Consider the following 21,025-nt stretch of genomic DNA (forward strand, 5'->3'; position numbering starts at 1 on the left):
GTGTCGAGAAATATCGTGATGAAACCTACAACACACTTGCTGGATCCTCTGGACGTTGGTCCTTTCACCCTGGCCAACCGGGTGTTGATGGCGCCGATGACGCGTTCGCGCTCTGCCCAGCCCGGCGATATCCCCACCGCGCTCAACGCCCACTACTATGGGCAGCGGGGCGGGGCGGGGCTGCTGATCAGCGAAGGCATCCCTATTTCGGCCGGCGCCAAGGGTTATGCCTTTACCCCCGGCATCCATACTGCGGCCCAGCAAGCGGGCTGGAAGCAGGTGACCGATGAGGTGCATGCCAAGGGCGGGCTGATCGCCGCCCAGCTCTGGCATGTCGGGCGCATTTCCCATCGTTCGGTCCTGCCCCAGGGGCAGGCGCCGCTGGCGCCCTCCGCCATTCGTGCACGCGCCCAGATTTTCGCCTTCGATGATCAGGGCGCGCCGGGCATGGTCGATTGCGACATGCCCGAGGCCTTAAGCGAAGCGGGTATCGCCGCGGTTGTGCAGGAGTTCGTCCAGGCCGCGCGCTGGGCCCTCGCCGCGGGCTTTGACCTGGTCGAACTGCAAGGGGCGAACGGCTTTTTGCTGGAGCAATTTCTCTCGGTCAGCACCAACCTGCGCACCGACCGCTACGGTGGCTCGCTGGAGAACCGCGCACGTTTTGTCCTGCAAGTGATCGACGCGGTTTCGGCGGCAATTGGTGCGGATCGAGTCGGTATCCGCCTGTCGCCCTGGTGCCCGCCCAGTGTCAACGACATGGACTACAGCGTCGATGCCGAAGCCATGACCTTGTACCTCGCCGAGTCGCTCAGTCAGCGGCGCATTGCGTACCTGCATCTGTCCGAGTGGCCAGGTGTGGCGTATCCCCCTGGCTTTCGCACGCAGCTGCGTTCGGCGTTCAGCGGCGCAATCGTGGTCTGCGGTGGCTATCAGCAGGCCAATGCGCAACAGATAGTGGCGCAAGGCCTTGCCGATGCCGTGGCGTTTGGCAAAGCCTTTATCGCCAATCCGGACCTGCCGCAGCGCTTTGCCCTCGGCGCCGAATTGGCCGAAGCGGATGGCGGTACCTTTTACGGTGGCGATGCCCGCGGCTATACCGATTATCCGTTCTGGGAGGCTGCGCGTTGAACCGCCTGTGGCTGCACCGATCGATGGCAGGCGTGCTGCTGGCCGGGACGCTGAGTGCGCCCGCGGCCTTCGCCGCCACCGAAAACCCTTCAACTGCCGCGAGCAAGCACGCCATGTCCCAGGACCCACTCCATGACGCCTTGCTTGACGCGCTTTATGCGACCTTTGGGCATCATCCTGGATTCCGCGTGACGCATGCCAAGGGCGTGTTGGTACGCGGCACCTTTACCGCCTCGCACGCGGCGGCGGCGCTGACGCGTGCGGCCCATTTGCAGGGTTCGGTCGTACCCGTACTGCTGAGGTTTTCCAACTTCAGTGGCGTGCCGGCCACCGCGGACGGTGATCCGATGGCCAGTCCCCATGGGCTGGCGCTTCGTTTTACCCTGCCAGACGGGGCGTCCACGGATATCGTGGCCCACTCGTTCAATGGCTTTCCAGTGGCGACCCCGGAAGATTTCCTGCGTTTTCTGCAAGGCATAGCCGCCAACGTCGCCGTACCGTCCGACCCTCTGCCGCTGCAAGCCTTTCTGGCCGATCATCCCCGGGCGCAGCAGTTTCTGGAGACCCCCAAGCCGGCACCACGCAGTTATGCCAGTGCTGAGTACTTTGGCGTTAATGCCCTGGTGTTCAGCGACCGTCAGGGCACGGACCGCGTCGGGCGCTACCGCATTGAGCCCTTGCTGGCGGAACCGGCCTTGAGCGACGAGCAAGCCGCCTCGATGCCCGCCGATTACTTGCAGGACGACATCGGCGCACGTCTGACCCAGGGAGCGGTGAAGTTGCGCCTGCTGGTGCAACTGGCCGCCCCCGGGGATGCCATCGAGGACGGTTCGATTCCCTGGTCGCGCAGCCATCAGGAGATTGAACTGGGCATATTGACCCTCGACGCCCGGATGCCGGCCGAAGAACAGGCACTCGCCCAGAAGCGGCTGGCCTTCAGCCCCGGGCGCTTGCTCGATGGCATCAAGCCCAGTCGGGATCCGATGATCCAGGCACGCGATGCTATCTACCAGCGGGCGGTACTCAGAAGGCAGCAACCATGAGCACTGACGCCGAGGTGGGCGTCAGTGTGATCGTGCATGAGCTCGATCCGCAGCATCAGGCCGGGTATGAGCGCTGGATGGAAAAGGCCATCCACGCCCACCGGCAGTTCCCGGGTTACTTGGCGACCGATGTGGTCAAGCCCCTGGGCTCGCAGCTGCGCTACGTAATCATTCTGCGCTTTACCAGCAAGGCGCACGTGGTGGCGTGGCTGGAATCCGCGGTGCGTCGGGAATTGCTGCGTGAAACCTTGCCCTGGCTGCGGCGGGATTACCATCGCGCCGACGAGGATTCGAAATTCTGGTTTGAGCCGCTGCAAGGACGGGCCGCGGTGGCCCGTTGGAAACAATGGCTACTGGCATGGCTGGTGGTCTTGCCCTTGTCGGTATCCATGCCGGGGCTGGTGACGACGGTGCTCGAGTTTTCCGATCTGCAGCTACCGCTGTGGTTGTTCAATGTGGTGGTGGCGGGGCTGGTGTCCTTCAATATGGCCTATTGGTTGATGCCTATCACAACACGGCTGATGTCACGCTGGTTGGTTGGCTGAGAGCAGCAGTCGCCCGGCGATGCCTTGGCGGGTGGGCAGTCTTGAGTTTCTTACCGCCCTGGACGTTTTATGGGGATGTCAGCATAACCCTCAAGCTGACCTGGTGTGGTCAGCTCCGCGCGGCCGGACCAAGCGAAATCCGCAAAGCCAGGCTGGACTTGGCGCCGTTGGGGATGCTGTTTGGGGGCGAAACTGTCGGTGTGAAAACCGGACCCTGGGCCCGGCTAACGGCGGCTTTTGCCGCCTTGCTTATTAACGCCGTGGCTGTCCAGGCCCTCGCGTCGCCTTAACTGATCCGCCATCGCGATGGCAGCGGGGTTTTGCTGAGCGAGGTTACCCTCACGGAGCACAACCTATGGGCGTTTCTGGCAGCACGCTTTATCGAGGTGCACGCGGACGCAGCGTACGTTATCGGCGGTGACGAACCCGGCAGGGTGGGTATTTCCATCGGTATGACCTGCCCTGGGACAGGTCTTGCCTGCTGAGTCTGGGGACGGTCGATGGGGTCTTTTGCAACTCTACTCGGAGTGAAGTGCGGCGAGTGAGGAAGAGCCGGCCCGCACTGAGTTGCCCGGTCTGGTGCCCCGTTCTCTTCTCAAGTGCCTTATTGAAAAACATTACTGTGCCAGTGCGGCTATGGGAACATTGCTTTTTTTGTCGCCCGAGTGCGGCGTTAAGGACTCTGCAGCGATGATCCAGGAACGTTTTGAGGGTTGCCTGTTGGGATTGGCGTTGGGCGATGCCATGGGGGCGCCTTACGAGGGCGGATATCTGGAACGTGGGTTGTGGGGCCTGATCGGGCGAACCGCCAGCGGCGCCAGGCGCTGGACCGACGATACCCAGATGTCGCTTGATATCGCTGAGTCCCTGATTGCCCTTGGCGTGTTGGACCTGGACGACCTGGCCCATCGATTCGCGGCAAGCTACCGCTGGAGTCGTGGCTACGGCCCTGGTGCCGCGCGTTTGCTCAAGCGCATTGCCAAAGGGGCTGACTGGCGCGAAGTGAACCGTTCCATCTATCCGGGTGGTTCCTTTGGCAACGGCGGCGCCATGCGCGCGCCCATGATCGGCCTGTGCTACGCGCAGTGTCCTGAGCAGCTGGTTGAGGCCGCTCGTCTCTCGGCGAGTATTACCCATGCCCACCCCCTTGGCATTGAAGGGGCGGTGCTGCTCGCGTCGGCTACCAGACTGGCGCTGGGCGGCGCGACAGCGCTGGAGATTTTCCAGGGCGCCGCGGCACACTGTAATCAAGAGCCCTTCGTTCAGCGGCTGGCGCTTGCCGCGGGCTGGTTGCAGTCCGGGCAGGAACCGAGCGCCAAGGAGGTTGCACGCAGCCTCGGCAACGGTATCGAGGCGAGCCAGTCGTGCGTGACGGCCTTGTATATTGCCCTGCGGTTCCTGCCGCGACCCTTTGCCGAGATGCTCGCTTTTATCGCCCATTGCCGCGGTGACGTCGATACCATAGGCGCCATGGCCGGTGCCATTTGGGGCGCGGCGCGCGGTGCTTCGCACTTGCCGGCAGCCGAGTTGGATCAACTGGAAGCCTGCAGTCGCTTGCGAGCGGTCGCCGCGGCGCTTTATCAAACCACGACCGTCGAGAATACCTGAGTACTCAGGTAGCTGACCTTCCGGCCTGCTCTTTAGTGTAGCTACCAGTCAACTGCTTTTATACACACACCTATATGTCGAGGCACGGCTTAGAATGAAAGAGCCTTCAGATTCAGCCCAGTCCTCGGTCGACGGCGAAGTCATGCAGCAGGTGCAACCCTGGACGCGATCTTCCTATCTCTTTGTGATGTGGTTATTTATTGCGTTGAATTATAATAATTGGGTGTTGGTGCTGGTTGCTTTGTTTTTTGTGCTTCGCAACCTCAAGTATGATAGTTGGTATAGGTATCTTTGGCCTTGGATATTTGTGTCTATGTTTTTGATTTCCACTATTTTTAATTTTTCCTTTCGAGTAATAGCTATGCGCTTTGTTGTCCCTTGACGTCCTCAGAATTCTACTGTGACGTCATGTGTCGTTTTTGAATCTGCCCCTGCTCTTGCGGAACATCCGGAGTTGGTTCCGTCGTCAATCCCTAACCGGTGCAGTGATCATGGAGTTGTCTGCTCGCCGGTTGTAGGCTCCGAGCCTGAAGTCGATGCCAGTCCAGCCAACCAGAGGAGTGTTTTTGTGAGTTATACGCTGTTCTACGCGCCAGGCGCCGCCAGCATGGCCGTGCACTGGATGCTGATCGAAATGGACCTGGTGTTTAACGCGCGGCTGATCGATATCGACCGCGGAGCGCAAAAAGCCGAGGAGTACCTGCGCCTGAACCCGGCGGGCAGGGTGCCGACGCTGCTGGTCGATGGCGTGCCCCATGGCGAGTCCGCCGCCCTGCTGATGCTCTTGGCCGAACGTCACCCCCAGGCGGCGCTGGCGCCCGCCGTCGGTGCCCGTGAGCGCGCGCCCTGGTTGGAGATGATGGTCTACCTGGCCAACACCTTGCTGCCGGCCATGCGCGACTGGTTCTACGCCGGTGTGGACGGCGATCCACAAGGCGCCGACGCGGTGCAAGCACTGGCCCGACGGCGTATCGAAAAGGCCTGGGATCGGCTGAATACCCTGCTCGCCGATGATCGGCCGTACCTGCTCGGCGGCGCACTGAGCACCGCCGACCTGCTGGCCGTGATGCTGATGCGTTGGTCGCGCAATATGCCGCGCCCGGCCACCACCTGGCCTCACCTCGCCAGTTATATCCAACGCATGCGCGCCCGGCCGGCCTTTGTCGAAGTCAATGCGCGCGAGGGCCTGACGGATTGGTCGAATCCTTGAGCGGGGCGACCGGGGCCCTTGAGCCTGGTGCTGGTCTTCCCGCCGAAGCTGGCACCTGGTCGACCGACAGCGGTCCCGGTTTTCATTTATGTTTTTCTTTTGTCCTGTTGTCCAAGACGGAGTCTAGGGATGTCTGAAGTCGATAAACGCAAGGTGTCGTGCGGGACGCATGGCGAGGTGCTGCCGGCCATTGTCTGTTGTCATCTGGTCGCGGCCTCCGAGCAGGTCCTGGGCTTTAACGAACCCGAAGCCGATCCGGAGGATCCCGACGACCTCCAGGGGTGGTGCGATGCCTGCAATGCCTTTCTGGAGGCACAAGACGGCTGGAACGACAAATCGGAAGCTTTCGCCGATCTGAAAATCGTCTGCGAGTTCTGTTTTGCCGCGTTGCGCCAACGGCACGGGCGCTCTGCGACTGGCCTCTAAATGCCCCTGCGCAGCAAGGCGTGTTCCCTGCGGCCCGCCAGGCGGGGCCTGAACCGCACAGCGTGGGATGCCGTTAGTTCGCCTTGAGTGAATTCACAAAAGGCGAAACGGCGCCGTTCCACAGGCATAGCGTGCAACGGCCCGCCATAAACACGTGGGAGCAGTTCGGGTAACCATAGAGGTGGTGGGCGCATTCGGGGCAGAGGCCGCTCATGGCAGAGCGCTGGGGCAGGAAAGGGCTGTCGCACTCATCGCATATCGCGGTCTGGCTGTGGGTCTCGGCGTTCAAACCTGTGCACCTGTAAAAGCCAAGGGGGTTGTCGTTGGAGCTGGCGTCAGCGCCACAGCGCCTGGGTGATCCTGTAGCATCCGGCCACAGGGGAGCCCTGGGTGGGTCGCGGCGCCACGGTCGCGCTATTGTACCTGGCCGCGTGGGCTCGAACCCCTTACCGTCGTTGCAGACAGAGACCATGGGTAGAAAAATCCTTCATATCGATTGCGACTGTTTTTACGCCGCCATTGAAATGCGTGACGACCCCAGTCTGGCCAACAAGCCCCTGGCGGTGGGCGGCTCGGCGGACCGTCGCGGCGTGATCGCCACCTGCAACTACGAGGCCCGTGCGTACGGCGTGCGTTCGGCCATGGCCTCGGGGCATGCGCTGAAACTCTGCCCGGAGCTGGTGATCGTCAAGCCGCGCATGGAGGCCTATAAAAACGTGTCCCGGGAGATCCATGGGATCTTTCGCGATTACACCGACCTGATCGAGCCGCTGTCCCTGGACGAGGCCTACCTGGACGTTTCGGACAGCCCGCATTGCGGCGGCAGCGCCACCCGTATCGCCCAGGAGATCCGCCAACGGGTCTCGCGGCAATTGCATATCACGGTGTCGGCCGGGGTCGCGCCGAACAAGTTCCTGGCCAAGATCGCCAGCGATTGGCGCAAACCCAATGGCCTGTTCGTGATCACCCCCGATGCGGTGGATGACTTTGTTTGTGCGTTGCCGGTGAACAAGTTGCACGGTGTCGGCAAGGTCACCGCCGATCGCTTGGGACGCCTGGGTATCCGCACCTGCCTGGAACTGCGCGACTGGAGCAAGCTGGCCCTGGTGCGCGAATTCGGCAGTTTTGGCGAGCGGCTGTGGAACCTGGCCCGCGGCATTGACGAGCGGGCGGTGCAGGTCGACAGCCGCCGCCAGAGCGTCAGCGTGGAAAACACTTATGACCAGGACCTGCCCGACCTGGAGAGCTGCCTGGCGAAGCTGCCGGAACTGCTGGAGACCCTGGCGGGGCGCATGGCCCGGCTGGACAGCAGTTATCGCCCGGACAAACCCTTCGTCAAGGTCAAGTTCCACGACTTCACCCAGACCACCCTGGAACAGGCGGGTGCCGCGCGGGACCTGGCCAGTTACCGGACACTGTTGAGCCAGGCCCACGCCCGCGGTGGCAAGCCGGTGCGGTTGTTGGGTATCGGCGTGCGCTTGCTGGACAGCCGCGGCCGTCATCAGCAACTGGAGCTGTTCGGTTCTTAGCGTATTCCAGGGCTGTTATGACCCCTTGCAGTCGCCTTGCCGAGCGCCGCAGTTCGGGCACAAAAGCCCCGCAAGCCGCTGTTAGACCCGCGCAGGGGTATCCGCAGGCTTCGGCGGGCCTGGATTCCCGCCTTCGCGGGAATGACGGTTTAAGTGATCCGACCTCCAGCCCCTGTTATGGCCGCGCAGGGGGTTATCCACAGCGCTCGGTGCAGCTGGGTTGTAGGCTTTGCGGGAACGGCGGTGAATTATCAGTCCCCGTCATACCCGCACAGGCAGGTATCAGGGGCCTGATCAGTCGTTTTCGGGCCAGAGGCGGATCGGTTTGCCTTCGGCGGGCCAGAGGCGCAACTGGTCGAGCGGCGAAACGTCCCAGCGCTGCACCTGGCGCAGGGCCTCGAGAAAGCGCCGTTCTTGTTCCATCAGCGCCGGGGCGCAGCCTTTGCGGGTGCTGCCCAGTTGGCCGAAGCTCAGCTGCTGGTCCTGCAGTTGGTAGGGCCCGTACCAGTGGTTGCAGCCCGCGCTGCCATAGGCGCGGCCGTCGGCATCCAGGGTCAGGGTCAGGTGGCTGTTGTCGAGCAAGGGGCGCTCGCCGATCCACTCCACCTGGTAGGTTCGTTCGCGCTCCAACTGGGGTGGCTGCGCGGCGCAACCCAGCAGGACCAGGGGCAGCAGGCCGAGGCACAGCGGGTTGGATGTCATGCGACCGCCTGTTGGCAGCGCGGGCACAGGTGCCGAGCGCCTTCGTTGGACCAGCCCAGCTCGAGGATCCGCGCTGCAGCGGCGGCAGGTTGGGCCTTTTTGCCCAGGCTGCTGTCCACCGCAAATTCGAAGTCCAGCTGCGCCTCGCAGCCGTCGCACTTGACCTGCCAATTGAGAATCGACAGTTCGGTGAAGGCCGGGCCCTTGGCCACGGCGACCCACTGCCCCGGGGGATTGATCAGGTGACGCACCTTGTCCACCGCCAGGCGCATGGACAGGTCGCGGCTGCCCTTGAGGGTGACCAGCAAGTGATCACCACCCTGGACCGAGCCGCCGTTGCCGGTGACCTGGTAGCGGCCCGGGGCCAGGGCGCGGCATTCGATCAGGGTGTGGGCGGGGTTGAGCAGGGTGTAGCGAAAATCGTGTTCAGCCATGGATCCTCCAAATCAGCGCAAATCCTAGCACGGCCCGGCCGAGAGCTCATTGATCGGCGCACCGGCCGCCCAGGCGGCGATATTGTCCAGAGTGGTGCAGGCGATGGCGCGCAGCGCCTCGTGGGTCAGAAAAGCTTGATGGGCGGTGATCAGCACGTTGGGGAAACCCAGCAGGCGCGCCAGCACATCGTCCTGCAGCGGCTTGTCGGAACAGTCCTCGAAGAACAGCTCGGCCTCTTCTTCGTAGACATCCAGGCCCAGGTAGCCGAGTTGCCCGCTTTTCAGGGCATCGATTAATGCCGGAGTATCGATCAGCGCACCACGCCCGGTGTTGATCAACATGACACCGGGCTTCATCTGGGCCAAGCGTCGGGCATCGATCAGGTGGCGGCTGCTCTCGGTCAGCGGACAATGCAGGCTGATGATATCGCTGTCGGCGATCAGCCGGTCGAGCTCCACCTGCTGCGCGCCCAGCTCGGCCAGGCCGGCGACGGGTCGCGGGTCATAAAGGATCACCCGGCAACCAAAGCCACCCATGATGCGCGCGAAAATAAGGCCGATCTTGCCGGCGCCCAGGACGCCCACGGTCTTGCCTTGCAGGTCGAACCCGATCAGCCCGTGCAGGGAGAAATCCCCCTCATGAGTGCGATTGAAGGCCCGGTGGATATGCCGGTTGAGTGCCAGCACCAGGGCCACCGCGTGTTCGGCCACCGCGTGGGGTGAATAGGCGGGGACGCGTACCACGGTCAGGCCCAGGCGCTGGGCGGCGGCCAGGTCGACGTGGTTGTAGCCGGCCGAGCGCAGCGCGATCAGCCGCGTGCCGCCCGCCGCCAACTGTTGCAGCACCGCTGCCGACAGGTCGTCGTTGATAAAGGCGCAAACCACCGCGCAGCCCTGGGCCAGCACCGCGCTGTCCAGGCGCAGGTGGGCTTCCTGGAACTGCAGCTGCCAGGCGGCGGGGGCACCGGCAGCCAGGAAACTGTCGCGGTCGTAGACTTTGCTGCTGAACACCATTACCCGCATAAGCGTCTCCGGGAGATCCTCGACTCAGGCACCGACCGCGGCTTCCTGCGCCAGGGTGACGATGGCCGCGTCCAATTGATCAAGGGCCTGGCGCGCTGCCGGGTCGTCTTGCTTGAGCAGTGTCTCGCTGAGCTGGCAAGCGGCACGCAGTTGCGGTACGCCGCAGTAGCGGGTCGCGCCATGCAGGCGATGGACCCGTTCGATCAGCGCCACCCGTTCGCCACTCTCCCGCGCCAGGCGAATGGCTTGGCGGTCGGCGTCCAGCGAGGCGATCAGCATGGCGAGCATATCGGCTGCCAGGTCGGCTTTGCCCGCGGCCAGGCGCAGCCCTTCCTCGGCATCCAGCACCGGCAAGCGGCTCTCGGCCGGGCTCGGCGCCTCGCTCGCCTGTTCGGGGCCCTGCTTACGCAAGGCCAGGCCGGTCCATTTGAGGACTACCTGGGCCAGCTGACGTTCGCTGATCGGCTTGCTCAGGTAGTCGTCCATGCCGGCCTGGAGCAGGGCGCGTTTTTCATTGGCCAAGGCGTGGGCGGTCAGGGCAATGATCGGTAGAGCGCTGCCATCGCGACCCAGTTCCCATTGGCGAATCGCTTCGGTGGCTTGCCGGCCGTCCATGCCGGGCATCTGCACGTCCATAAACACCAGATCGAAGGTCTTCTGCTGAACCTGCTGCAGGGCGGCATAGCCGCTTTCGACCGCAGTGACGTCGGCGCCCATGTCTTCGAGCAGGGTCTGTACCAGCATCAGGTTGGCCGGGTTGTCATCGACGCAGAGCAGGCGGGGTGCGCGGCTGGCCACACTGGCGGTTTCGCTGCGTTGATGGCGCGGGCTCGCCAGCTCGGCCAGGGCCCGCTGCAGCTTGCGGGTGCAAGCGGGCTTAGCCTGCAGCTGGCTGTGGGCGTCGGGCAGCGACTCGTGGTACAGCGCCTGTTCGGTGGTGGGGCAGAGCACCAGGCTTTTGCAGTTGAGGCTGTCCAGGTCCCAGACCCGCTGGCTCAGGCGTTCCGGTGGCAGGTCCTGGGCGGTCACGCCGAGCACGGCCAGACCGATCGGCGCCGAGGTATGGGCCTGGGCGGCAACCATTTCCAGCAACTGATCCAGGCTGGTGAACTGCACCACCTGCAGGCCGCAATCCTCGAGCTGGTGCTGCAGGGCCTGACGCGCCAGTTCGTGGTTCTCCAGAACGGCCACCCGGCGCCCCATCAGGGGTGGGCGTGGCAGGTCCTCGGCATCGTCGCGCGCCTTGGGCAGGTTCAGGCTGATCCAGAACTCCGACCCCTCGCCGGGGGTGCTGGCCACGCCGATCTCGCCGCCCATCTGTTCGATCAGCCGTTTCGAGATCACCAACCCCAGGCCAGTGCCGCCGGCCTGGCGCGACAGCGAGTTGTCGGCCTGGCTGAAGGCCTGGAACAGTGCCTGCAGGTCTTCGTCGGAGAGGCCGATGCCGGTGTCCTGCACGCTGATGCGCAGCTGGACACGCTCGTCTCGCTCTTCCTCGAGCATGGCGCGCATGACGATGGTGCCTTCGCGGGTGAACTTGATGGCATTGCTCAGCAGGTTGGTCAGCACCTGCTTCAAGCGCAGCGGGTCGCCCACCAGCGATAGCGGGGTATCGCGGTAGACCAGACTGAGCAGTTCCAACTGCTTGGCATGGGCGGCGGGCGCGAGGATGGTCAAGGCCTCCTGCAACAGGTCGCGTAGATTGAACGGAATGCTTTCCAGGACCAGCTTGCCGGCCTCGATCTTGGAGAAGTCGAGAATCTCGTTGATGATGCTCAGCAGGCTGTCGGCGGAGTTCTCGATGGTGTTCAGGTAGTCCTGCTGGCGGGGCGAGAGTTCGCTTTTCTGCAGCAGGTTGGTGAAGCCGAGGATGCCGTTGAGCGGTGTGCGGATCTCGTGGCTCATATTGGCCAGGAATTCGGACTTGATCCGGCTAGCCTCCAAAGCTTCCTTGCGGGCGAAGTCCAGCTCGATGTTCTGGATTTCGATGGTTTCCAGGTTCTGTCGCACGTCCTCGGTGGCTTGGTCGATGCTGTGTTGCAGTTCTTCCTGGGCGTTCTGCAGCGATTCGGCCATGCGGTTGATGCCAGCGGCGAGTTCGTCCAGTTCATGGCTGCCCAGTGGCGATAGCCGGGTTTCCAGGCGACCGTCCTTGAGTTGGGCGACGCCGTACTGGATGCGCCGCAGCGGCTCGTTGATCGCGCGCCCCATGCGCAGGGCCAGCAGGGCCGTGACGATCAGGCCGGCGATGATCAGGCCCAGGCTGGCGGCCAGGCTGCGGTAGCCACGCAGCAGGGTGCCGTGGTGCGAGATTTCCAGTTCGACCCAGCCCAGCAGCTGTTCACCGTCGGCGCCCACCTGGTCGCTGGTCAGGCTGCGGTGCCGTTCGAACACCGGCAGCAGGAAACGCGTGGCGTCCTTGTCGCTGCGCATCGCGAGGTTATTGCCGTTACCCCCGGGCACCGGGTTAAGCATGCTGGGGCCGGCGTGGGCCATGCGCTGGCGATCGGCGGCGAGGAAACTGATGGCGCGCACGTCGGGCTGCTCCAGCGACAGGCTGGCGATGCGCGCAAGCAAACCCTTGTCCGAACGGGCCAGGGCCGGCGCCGCCAGGGGCGCCAATTGCTCGGCGATCATCTGCCCGCGTTGACGCAACTGCGCCTGCAGGTCGGACAATTGCATCGCGGTGAAATAGCCCCCGAGGACCAGCGCCAATAGGCTGGTGGGGAGCAGGGTCAGCAGTAACACACGGCCTTTGATGCCAAGGTCCTTGAACACAATCCTGCTCCCCGTGGTAAGTGCGACAACTTCCAGCAGTGTAACGGCTTGTGGCAGGGGATTCCTCCCTCTTGGCCGGCCAACGGCCCATGATCTGCCCCGCGCTTGGCCGAGGCAGCCCTGCTCGGGGCATGGTCGCACCGAGTGACGGTGACGCAGGGGCGGCAAATCATTGCCCTCTCCACCGGGCCCGGGACGCTGGATACCCATGACGTCATGCCCCTCATACCGCATGTCCAGTGGCTGGTTTGAATCCGCCCTGGACCGGGTGTTGCGTGCGGTGCGACTATCCCGAATACTTGGTTACTTATAATCACTTGCTATTAAAAATGAACCTTACCAGTGCAGCAGCGCCGCGCGTCCTGATCATCGAAGATGACCCCGCGCTAGGCGCCCATATGCAGCAGCAGCTCGAGGGCTGGGGGTTCACCACGACCTGGCGGCAAACAGGCCCGGAGGGACTGCAGGAGGCCCAGGGGCAGGCTTACGCGCTGGTCCTGTTGGATGTGTTGCTGCCCGGCCTGCAAGGCCTGGAGCTGCTGGGCCGGCTGCGCCTCGAGCACGGCACCCCGGTGATCCTGCTGTCCGCCCTGGGCAGCGAAGCCGATCGCATCGATGGTTTCGCCCGCGGCGCCGATGACTACCTGCCCAAGCCGTTCAGCATGGCCGAGTTGCGTGTGCGCATCGACGCCATCCTGCGCCGGGTTGCCCTGGAGCGTCAGCGCCTGGCGCCGCTGTGCACGGCCCCGAGCGAATTGCGCTTTGACGACCTGCGCAGCGATGTCTGCTGCAGCGGTCAGTGGGTCGGCTTGACCGCCAGCGAATACCGTGTGCTGGAGACGCTCTGGCGTCACGCGGAGGAAGTGCTGAGCAAGGCTTTCCTCTATCAGCAGGGCCTGCACCGGGCTTACACCGCCCACGACCGCAGCCTGGACATGCATGTCAGCCAGATCCGCCGCAAACTGATCCGCTGTGGTTACGCCAGCCGGCAAATCCACACGGTCTGGGGCAAGGGCTACGTCCTGACGGGGCAGGGCAGCGCCCATGCCGAGTAGGCATTCGCTGTTCTGGCGCCTGGCCGGTCTGCTGATCGCCTTTGTGGTGCTGCTGGTCTGGCTCACGACCGCCTGGGGCACCCGTGTGGAAATCCAGGGGTATAGCCTGTCGGAGGCCGCCAAGGTTCAGTTGCGTGCCTACGCCGCCGACGCCGAGCGGGCCTGGTTGCGCGACGGCGCAGCGGGGCTGGACGCCTGGCAAGCCGAGTTGGCCCGGCGCGAAAGCGGCTGGTCCGCGGTGCTCGGTCCCGACCTGCAGCCCCTGGGCCACCAGCGTCTGGAGACCGAGCAACTGGCGCGGCTGACGTCGTTGCGCGCGCCGGACTGGCCCATGACCCGTCGGGCAAACGGCCTGCCCTATGTGAATGTGCCCTTCGCCCAGCACCCCGAGGTCGGCCAATTGGTCATGCGCCTGCCCGAGCGCTTTCTGCCGGGCGGATACAGCCTGCCGGCGCGCCTGCTGATCACCGGCCTGGTGCCGGCGTTGCTCGCGCTGTTGCTGGGCGCGGGGCTCTACCGGCTGCTGTTGGCGCCGCTGACCCTGCTGCGCGAGCAGGCCAACGCCTTGCGCGGCGATCGCCTGACCACCCGCATGGCCGCCGGTATCAGTGGCCGCAGCGACGAGTTGGGCGATCTGGGGCGGGCCCTCGATCATATGGCCGAGCGCCTGCAGCACAGCGTGCTGACCCAGCAGCAGCTGCTGCGTGCCCTGACCCATGAACTGCGTACGCCCCTTAGCCGGCTGCGCGTGGCGGCCGAAAGTGCCGAAAGCCTGCCCCAGCTGCGCGAGCGCCTGGAGCGTGAAGTGGACCTGATGCAGCGTCTCGCCGAAGACAGCCTGCAGCTGGCCTGGCTGGACAGCGACCGCAGTGCATTGCCGACCGAGACCGTCGAAGTGGCCCAGCTGTGGGCCGTGCTGGCCGAGGACGCCTGTTTCGAGACCGGCTGGCCGGTGGCCCAGCTGGACTGTGAGCTGGACGAGCAGTGCCGGGTCCAGGGCCACCTCAACAGCCTGGCCCAGGCCCTGGAAAACCTGCTGCGCAATGCCATTCGCCATTCCCCGGCAACGGGCCGCATCCACCTGGGTGGCCAGCGCACGGGGGCGCATTGGGAGTTGTGGCTGGAGGACCAGGGCGGCGGTGTACCGGGCGCGGACCTGGAGCGCATTTTCGAACCCTTTTTCCGGCTGCAGGGTAGCCCGCCGGGAGCGGGCGGCTTTGGCCTGGGGTTGAGCATCGCCCGGCGCTCGCTGGAGCGTCAGGGCGGGCGGCTCTGGGCGCAGAACGGCGTCCAGGGGCTGCGTCTGCACCTGCACCTGCCGGCGGAAAGTGTATAGTTTGTAAATGCGCTTTATTGTCATTTGATAATCAATATCATCTCGGCCGTCCATGCACGGTGCTACGCCAGTGGCACGGTGCCGCGTTGCCTGGTTCTGCCGGATTCGCCCGCGCAAAACCGGTGACCACCACTCACCCATGATGATCGCGCGGGGTCCCGGCCCCGTTGCCCAAGGAAAGTTCGCCCATGAATGCTCGTTTCGCCCCCAGCCCATTGGCCCTGGCGCTACTGCTGACCTGTACCCCGACCCTGCTGCTGGCCCAGCCGGGCCAGCCGGACGCGGACCTGGAGGCGCAGGACACCGAGGCGCAAGCGCTGCAGTTGCCGGAGGCCAAGGTGCTGGGCACGGCCGAGGAGGCGCTGAAACAAGCGCCGGGGGTGTCGATCATCAATGCCGAAGACATCAGTCGGCGTCCGCCGAGCAATGACCTGTCCGACATCATTCGCCGCGAGCCGGGGGTCAACCTGACCGGCAACAGCGCCAGCGGCAGCCGCGGCAACAACCGCCAGATCGACCTGCGTGGCATGGGGCCGGAAAACACCCTGATCCTGATCGATGGCCGCCCCTCGACCTCGCGCAACGCCGTGCGCTACGGCTGGAGCGGCGACCGGGATACCCGTGGCGAGACCAACTGGGTGCCGGCCGAGCAGGTCGAACGCATCGAGATCCTGCGCGGCCCGGCGGCGGCGCGTTACGGTTCCGGCGCCATGGGCGGGGTGGTCAATATCATCACCAAACGCCCCACCGAAGAACTGCACGGCTCGGCGACCTTCTACACGGTGCAGCCCGAGGACGATGCCGAAGGCGCCGGGCAGCGGACCAATTTCAGCCTCAGCGGCCCGCTCGCCGAAGCCCTGACCTGGCGCGTCTATGGCGGCCTGAACAAGACCGAGGCCGACGACCTGGATATCAATGCCGCCTCCCAGGTGGACTCGGAGGCCCGGGTGGCCGGTCGCGAAGGGGTGCGCAACAAGGACCTCGCCGGCCTGCTTAGCTGGCGCATCGATCCGCAGCAGGTGCTCGACCTGGACCTGAGCTACAGCCGTCAGGGCAATATATACGCCGGCGATACCATGCTCAACGGCGGCGGGGAATTCATCGACGACCTCTACGGCCAGGAAACCAATGTTATCCAGCGCAGCAGTTTCGCCCTGACCCACCGCGGCGATTTCGACTGGGGCAGCAGCCAGGCCTCGCTGGGTTATGACTACAACCGCAACGAGCGGCTCAACGAGGGCCTGGCCGGTGGTGGCGAAGGCGCCCCGACCGAAGGCGCCGGGCGTTTCACCTCCCGCCTGCGCAACACCCGCGCCAGCGCCGAGGTCAACCTGCCGTTGAGCCTGGGCGCCGAGCAGGTGCTGACCCTGGGCGGCGAATACCTTTACGAGTCGCTCAACGATCCAGGCTCGACGCGTGCCCAGAGCTGGGACCCGGGTGTTGGCGGGGTGCCGCCGCTGGCCGGCTTCAACCGCGGCACCAGCAAGACCACGGCCGACAGCTATGCCTTGTATGTCGAGGACAATATCGAGGTCGGCACCGGCACCACGCTGACCCCGGGGCTGCGTTACGACGACCATGAGGTGTTCGGCGACAACTGGAGTCCGAGCCTCAATGCCTCCCACGAGCTGACCGAAGCCCTGACCCTCAAGGGGGGCATTGCCCGGGCCTACAAGACCCCGAACCTGTACCAGTCCAACCCCGGTTACCTGCTGTTCAGCCGCGGCAACGGCTGCAACGCCAACGAGGCCAACAACGGTGGCTGCTACCTGGTGGGCAGCGCCGACCTCGAGCCGGAAACCAGCATCAACAAGGAGATCGGCCTGTCCTTCGACCAGGACAACTGGCGCACCAGCGCTACCTACTTCCGTAACGACTACCGCAACAAGATAGTCGCCAGCAACCTGGCGAACGCTCGCCTGGCCGACGGCCGACGGGTGTTGCAGTGGACCAACGCGGGCAAGGCGGTGGTAGAGGGTGTCGAGGGCAACCTGTTCGTGCGCCTTTCCGATCAACTGGACTGGAACACCAACTTCACCTACATGCTCGAGTCCGAGGACCGCGAGACGGGCGAACCCCTGAGCGTGGTGCCGGAATACACGGTCAACAGCCGCCTGGACTGGCAGGCCAGCGAACGCCTGTCGTTCGAACTGGGCGCCACCCACTACGGCACCCAGGAAGCGCCCTCGCGCAACCTGCGCACCGACAAGCCTTACGCCGCCGACGCCCAGCGCGATATCGACCCCTACACCCTGGTCGACCTGAGTGGTGGCTTTGCCTTCAGTGAGCACCTGAGTGTGCGGGTCGGCATCAAGAACCTGTTCGACAAGCAGCTGTACCGCGAGGGCAACGCCGACGAAGCCGGGGCCGCCAGCTACAACGAACCGGGCCGGGCCTATTTCGCCTCGCTGACCACCTCGTTCTGATCCTGCGCCCGCTCTGCCCCAGGTTTGGCCCGCGGCCAGCACACCTGGGCTGCCGGGTCACGCCGATCTTCTGTCCGGGAGCGCCAAAAATGGCCCGTACCCCTGGTTCACCTCGTCACGCCGTACTGCTCGTGCTCTCGCGCAGCGGCGCGGCCTTGCTGGGCGCCTACCTGTTCACTTATGGCTTTACCGCCGCCCTGGCGCGGCTGTTGCCGCTGGCACGGGTCGACGCGGTGATCATCGCCACGCTGCTGTCGTTGCTGGTGTTCTGCGCCGCGCAGCTGTGGGCCTTCGCCGCGCGCAGCGCCTGGCAGGCCTGGTGCGGCGCGCTGCTGGGGCTGCCGCTGGCGGCCATTGGCCTGTGGCCCGTGCCGGGAGCTGCCGGATGAAGCTGTTGCGTCAAGCCATGGCCTGGTTGCACACCTGGGGCGGCCTGCTGTTCGGCTGGCCGCTGTTCGCCATCTGCCTGACCGGCAGCCTGGCGATGTTCGACCAGGAGATCGACTACTGGATGCAGCCCGAGCTGCAGGCCCATCGGGTGGCGCCGGCGCTGGCGGCCGAACAGGCGCTGGCCTACCTCCAACGTGAACAGCCGACGGCCAAAACCTGGACCATCAGCCTGCCGACTGAGCGCACGCCCGGCCTGTGGGCGGCGAGCGGTGGGCGCGGCGCCTCGGCGCAGGCGCTCGACCCGCGCACCGGTAAGGCGCTGCTGGTGCGCGAGACTGCCGGTGGCGAGTTTTTCTTCCGCTTCCATTTCACCCTCAACCTGCCCCGGGCGATCTCCGGGGCGCTGATCTGCCTGATCGGCATGGCCATGTTCGCGGCACTGGTCAGCGGCATTGTGATCCACAAGAAATTCTTCAAGGAGTTTTTCACCTTCAGACCGGCCAAGGGCGCGCGCTCCTGGCTGGATGCGCACAACGTCACCGGGGTGCTGGTGCTGCCGTTCCACCTGATGATCAGCTACAGCGGGGTGCTGATCTTCGCCCTGTACTACATGCCCGCGGCCGTGCAGGCGCTGTACAAGGGCGACGCCGATGCGTTCTACGAGGAGCTCTATACCCCGGGGGTGCTTCCCGAGGCGAGCCCGGTCGTGCCCTCGCACCTCCGGTCGGCGCCCCTGGCCCCGCTGCTGGTGCTGGCGCAACGGGAAATGGGCCCGATCGGCTCGATCGGTATCGAGCGCCCCGGCCAGGCGGATGCGCGTATCGAAGTACGCCGGGTACTGGGCAACCGGATTGCCCTGACCAAGGGCCAGAACATGGCCTTCGACGGGGTCAGCGGTCAGCTGCTGTCGCCGCCGCCGCAGATGCGCGCCAGCGTGCTGACCCAGCGGGTGCTCTTCGGGCTGCATTTTGCCCAGTTCGGCGGTTACCCCGTGCGCTGGCTGTACTTTTTCTGCGGCCTGGCCAGCTGCGCCATGATCGGCAGCGGCTTGCTGCTGTTCAGCCACAAACGGCGCCGCCAGGCCAGGCAGATGAGCCCGGGGGCCGCACGCGGCCATCGCCTGGTCGAGGGCTTGAACACCGCCGTGATGGCGGGCCTGGTGCTGGCCTGCATCAGTCTGCTCTGGGCCAATCGATTGTTGCCGGCGCAGCTGCCCGGGCGCGTCGAATGGGAGCTGCAGGTGTTTTTCGGGGTGTGGGCACTTAGCCTGCTGCATGCCTTGTGGCGCCCTTACCGCCGCGCCTGGAGCGAGCAGCTGTGGCTGGCGGCAGGGCTGTGCAGCGGGGTGGTGTTGCTCGATTCGGCCACCGCGGTGCATTCGCCCTGGACGGCCTGGGGGCAGGGCGATGGCTTGCGCGCCTGGCTCGACCTCAGCGCGCTGGCTATTGGCGCGGCACTGGCGGCCATTGCCTGGCGGGTTCAGCGGGCCGCGCCGACGCCGGCGCCGGCGAGAACCGCCCGTGGCGGGGTGCAGCCATGCTGATGGTGTCGGGTCTGGTATTGAGCGTCGCCGCCATGCTGGCGCTGTGCCTGGGGCTGGAGCGGCATGCCCGTCAGCTGGGCCGCGCGCCGTCGCGCAACCAGCGCCGGGCGCTGCGCGGGCTCGGATGGCTGCTGCTGGGGCTGAGCCTGCCGGCGTGCGGTCTGGCCTGGGGCTGGGCGGTGGGGGCGGTGGCCTGGGTGGGCCTGCTCTCGCTCAGCGGCCTGCTGTTGGCGTTGACCTTGCCCTATTGGCCGACGGCGTCCCGGGGGCGTTGAGTGCTGCGCGGCTGTTCAGTCGCCGCGCGCGGCTTGCCAGGGCAGTTTGGCCAGCAGCAGCACCGCGCCGCCGAACAGGCTGAGCACTACCCCGAAAACCACCCCGAAAATACCGGCGCCGCCGGTCCACAAGGTCGAGGAGGCGATGGCGGCCTGTTCGGGGTGCTCGGGGTCGTAATGCACCTTGACCCGTTCGCCGACTCGATAGTCGTCGCTGCTGCTTTGCACCCGGTCGGTGAAGGTCACGGGTTGCCCGTCGGCGGTGCTGAACTGCACGATGGGCGCGCTGAGCCGGCGGGCCTTGCTGCCACGGGTGATGCTGCTGTCAAGGCTGATGACCTGGCCTTCGGCACTGGCATCGAACAACCAGGAGCCCAGGGTGCCGCCGACCGCGCTAAAACCGCTGTAGCCCATGTAAAGACCGATCAGGACAAAGGACCAAGCCCAGAAACGGATGATTTTGCGGATCATGCAGGCGGCTCCCCGACAGTTTTTTTGAAGTGCCCAGCATACCCGCTGGGCCGGGCGAAGGCCCGCGGATCGCTGGGCTTTGCCGACCCTGTCGCAGCCATGCCGCTGCCCGACGGGCGCCGTTGACCGGAACGGCAGTTATCGCCCAGCGCGGTTTGCCGGTATCATGATCGCCCCGCTGTCTGGATCGCGAAGACGCCATGACCCCGCATTTCCCCACCATCGCCGATTGCGTCGGCAATACCCCGCTGGTCCGCCTGCAGCGTTTGCCGGGTGAAACCAGCAACACCCTGTTGGTGAAGCTCGAAGGCAACAATCCCGCCGGCTCGGTAAAAGACCGCCCGGCGCTGTCGATGATCAGCCGCGCCGAGGCGCGGGGCACGATCCAGCCCGGTGACAGGCTGATCGAGGCGACGTCGGGCAACACCGGGATCGCCCTGGCCATGGCTGCCGCGATCAAGGGGTACCGGATGGTCCTGATCATGCCGGACAATATGAGTGCCGAGCGCAAGGCGGCGATGACCGCCTACGGCGCCGAACTGATTATCGTGAGCCGGGACGAAGGCATGGAAGGCGCGCGTGACCTGGCCGAGCGCATGCAGCGCGAAGGCCAGGGCAAGGTACTGGACCAGTTCGCCAACGGTGACAACCCTGAGGCCCACTACACCGGCACCGGCCCGGAGATCTGGGCGCAGACCGAGGGCCGCATTACCCATTTCATCAGTTCGATGGGCACCACCGGCACCATCATGGGCGTCTCGCGTTACCTGAAGGAGCGCAACCCCGAGGTGCAGATCGTCGGTCTGCAACCCCAGGAAGGCGCCGCGATCCCCGGTATCCGCCGGTGGCCGGAAGCCTACTTGCCGAAAATCTACCAGGCCCAGCGGGTCGACCGTATCGTCGACATGGCCCAGGCCGAAGCCGAGGACGTAATGCGCCGCATGGCCCGCGAAGAGGGCATTTTCTGCGGCGTCTCCTCCGGTGGCGCGGTGGCGGCTGCGTTGCGCCTGTCGCGTGAGGTGGAAAACGCCGTAATCGTGGCGATCATCTGCGACCGGGGCGACCGTTACCTGTCGACGGGCGTCTACGACGCGCCGAACTGA

General features: G+C 65.2%; 19 protein-coding genes. 14 read left to right on the plus strand and 5 right to left on the minus strand.

The annotated features are described in order from the left end of the window. Positions 1 to 18 precede the first annotated feature (18 nt). The 7 genes from ABWY06_RS12315 to dinB all read left to right on the plus strand — a co-directional run bounded on the left by ABWY06_RS12315 (position 19) and on the right by dinB (position 7,489). Positions 19 to 1,128, plus strand: a complete 1,110-nt coding sequence (locus ABWY06_RS12315) for an alkene reductase (protein WP_353925857.1) — start codon at positions 19 to 21, stop codon at positions 1,126 to 1,128. After that, positions 1,125 to 2,171: a catalase family peroxidase gene (locus ABWY06_RS12320; RefSeq protein WP_353925858.1), complete on the plus strand. Its 1,047-nt coding sequence runs from the start codon at positions 1,125 to 1,127 to the stop codon at positions 2,169 to 2,171. Before ABWY06_RS12315 ends, ABWY06_RS12320 begins: the two co-directional genes overlap by 4 nt. After that, complete coding sequence (locus ABWY06_RS12325) at positions 2,168 to 2,716, plus strand: antibiotic biosynthesis monooxygenase (RefSeq protein WP_353925859.1); 549 nt, start codon at positions 2,168 to 2,170, stop codon at positions 2,714 to 2,716. The genes ABWY06_RS12320 and ABWY06_RS12325 overlap by 4 nt, the downstream gene beginning before the upstream one ends. A gap of 579 nt (positions 2,717 to 3,295) precedes the next feature. Next, positions 3,296 to 4,324 (plus strand): ADP-ribosylglycohydrolase family protein, encoded by a 1,029-nt coding sequence (locus ABWY06_RS12330; protein ID WP_353925860.1) that lies wholly within the window; start codon positions 3,296 to 3,298, stop codon positions 4,322 to 4,324. Between the two features lie 568 nt (positions 4,325 to 4,892). Next, entirely contained in the window at positions 4,893 to 5,534 is a 642-nt protein-coding gene (locus ABWY06_RS12335) for a glutathione S-transferase family protein (protein ID WP_353925861.1), read from the plus strand. 129 nt (positions 5,535 to 5,663) lie between these two features. Beyond that, entirely contained in the window at positions 5,664 to 5,960 is a 297-nt protein-coding gene (locus ABWY06_RS12340) for a hypothetical protein (protein WP_353925862.1), read from the plus strand. Between the two features lie 470 nt (positions 5,961 to 6,430). After that, positions 6,431 to 7,489 carry a DNA polymerase IV gene (dinB, locus tag ABWY06_RS12345; protein ID WP_353925863.1) on the plus strand — a complete coding sequence of 353 codons (1,059 nt, stop codon included), beginning with the start codon at positions 6,431 to 6,433 and terminating at the stop codon, positions 7,487 to 7,489. Positions 7,490 to 7,783: 294 nt separating this feature from the next. Here dinB and ABWY06_RS12350 read toward each other — a convergent pair whose 3' ends face one another. From ABWY06_RS12350 to ABWY06_RS12365, 4 genes are read right to left on the minus strand one after another with little or no spacing between them, the layout of a single operon-like run. After that, the gene (locus ABWY06_RS12350) at positions 7,784 to 8,191 is read right to left on the minus strand and encodes an META domain-containing protein (RefSeq protein ID WP_353925864.1); all 408 of its coding nucleotides are present in this window, start codon (positions 8,189 to 8,191) and stop codon (positions 7,784 to 7,786) included. Beyond that, positions 8,188 to 8,625, minus strand: coding sequence for a hypothetical protein (locus tag ABWY06_RS12355; RefSeq protein WP_353925865.1), 438 nt, complete (start codon positions 8,623 to 8,625; stop codon positions 8,188 to 8,190). Before ABWY06_RS12355 ends, ABWY06_RS12350 begins: the two co-directional genes overlap by 4 nt. 24 nt (positions 8,626 to 8,649) lie before the next feature. Beyond that, positions 8,650 to 9,648, minus strand: coding sequence for a 2-hydroxyacid dehydrogenase (locus ABWY06_RS12360; RefSeq protein WP_353925866.1), 999 nt, complete (start codon positions 9,646 to 9,648; stop codon positions 8,650 to 8,652). A gap of 24 nt (positions 9,649 to 9,672) precedes the next feature. Further along, positions 9,673 to 12,426: a response regulator gene (locus ABWY06_RS12365; protein ID WP_353925867.1), complete on the minus strand. Its 2,754-nt coding sequence runs from the start codon at positions 12,424 to 12,426 to the stop codon at positions 9,673 to 9,675. A gap of 329 nt (positions 12,427 to 12,755) precedes the next feature. Here ABWY06_RS12365 and ABWY06_RS12370 point away from each other — a divergent pair, with 329 nt between their 5' ends. From ABWY06_RS12370 to ABWY06_RS12395, 6 genes are all read left to right on the plus strand, one after another. Then, positions 12,756 to 13,481, plus strand: coding sequence for a response regulator transcription factor (locus ABWY06_RS12370; protein WP_353925868.1), 726 nt, complete (start codon positions 12,756 to 12,758; stop codon positions 13,479 to 13,481). After that, positions 13,471 to 14,817, plus strand: coding sequence for a HAMP domain-containing sensor histidine kinase (locus tag ABWY06_RS12375; protein WP_353925869.1), 1,347 nt, complete (start codon positions 13,471 to 13,473; stop codon positions 14,815 to 14,817). The genes ABWY06_RS12370 and ABWY06_RS12375 overlap by 11 nt, the downstream gene beginning before the upstream one ends. 188 nt (positions 14,818 to 15,005) lie before the next feature. Next, on the plus strand, positions 15,006 to 17,243 hold the full coding sequence (locus tag ABWY06_RS12380; protein WP_353925870.1) for a FepA family TonB-dependent siderophore receptor: 2,238 nt from the start codon (positions 15,006 to 15,008) through the stop codon (positions 17,241 to 17,243). Positions 17,244 to 17,332: 89 nt separating this feature from the next. Next, positions 17,333 to 17,632, plus strand: coding sequence for an iron transporter (locus ABWY06_RS12385; RefSeq protein ID WP_353925871.1), 300 nt, complete (start codon positions 17,333 to 17,335; stop codon positions 17,630 to 17,632). Further along, a complete protein-coding gene (locus ABWY06_RS12390; RefSeq protein ID WP_353925872.1) occupies positions 17,629 to 19,176 on the plus strand; it encodes a PepSY-associated TM helix domain-containing protein in 1,548 nt (515 codons plus the stop codon). The genes ABWY06_RS12385 and ABWY06_RS12390 overlap by 4 nt, the downstream gene beginning before the upstream one ends. Further along, on the plus strand, positions 19,170 to 19,451 hold the full coding sequence (locus ABWY06_RS12395; protein WP_353925873.1) for a DUF3325 family protein: 282 nt from the start codon (positions 19,170 to 19,172) through the stop codon (positions 19,449 to 19,451). The genes ABWY06_RS12390 and ABWY06_RS12395 overlap by 7 nt, the downstream gene beginning before the upstream one ends. A 15-nt stretch (positions 19,452 to 19,466) precedes the next feature. On the opposite strand, the gene ABWY06_RS12400 is transcribed toward ABWY06_RS12395, so the two are convergent. Beyond that, positions 19,467 to 19,922 carry a DUF3592 domain-containing protein gene (locus tag ABWY06_RS12400; protein WP_353925874.1) on the minus strand — a complete coding sequence of 152 codons (456 nt, stop codon included), beginning with the start codon at positions 19,920 to 19,922 and terminating at the stop codon, positions 19,467 to 19,469. Positions 19,923 to 20,122: 200 nt separating this feature from the next. On the opposite strand from ABWY06_RS12400, the gene cysM reads away from it, so the two are divergent. Next, complete coding sequence (gene cysM / locus ABWY06_RS12405; protein ID WP_353925875.1) at positions 20,123 to 21,025, plus strand: cysteine synthase CysM; 903 nt, start codon at positions 20,123 to 20,125, stop codon at positions 21,023 to 21,025.

This window comes from Pseudomonas sp. (assembly GCF_040514055.1).
Taxonomy (GTDB): Bacteria; Pseudomonadota; Gammaproteobacteria; order Pseudomonadales; family Pseudomonadaceae; genus Aquipseudomonas.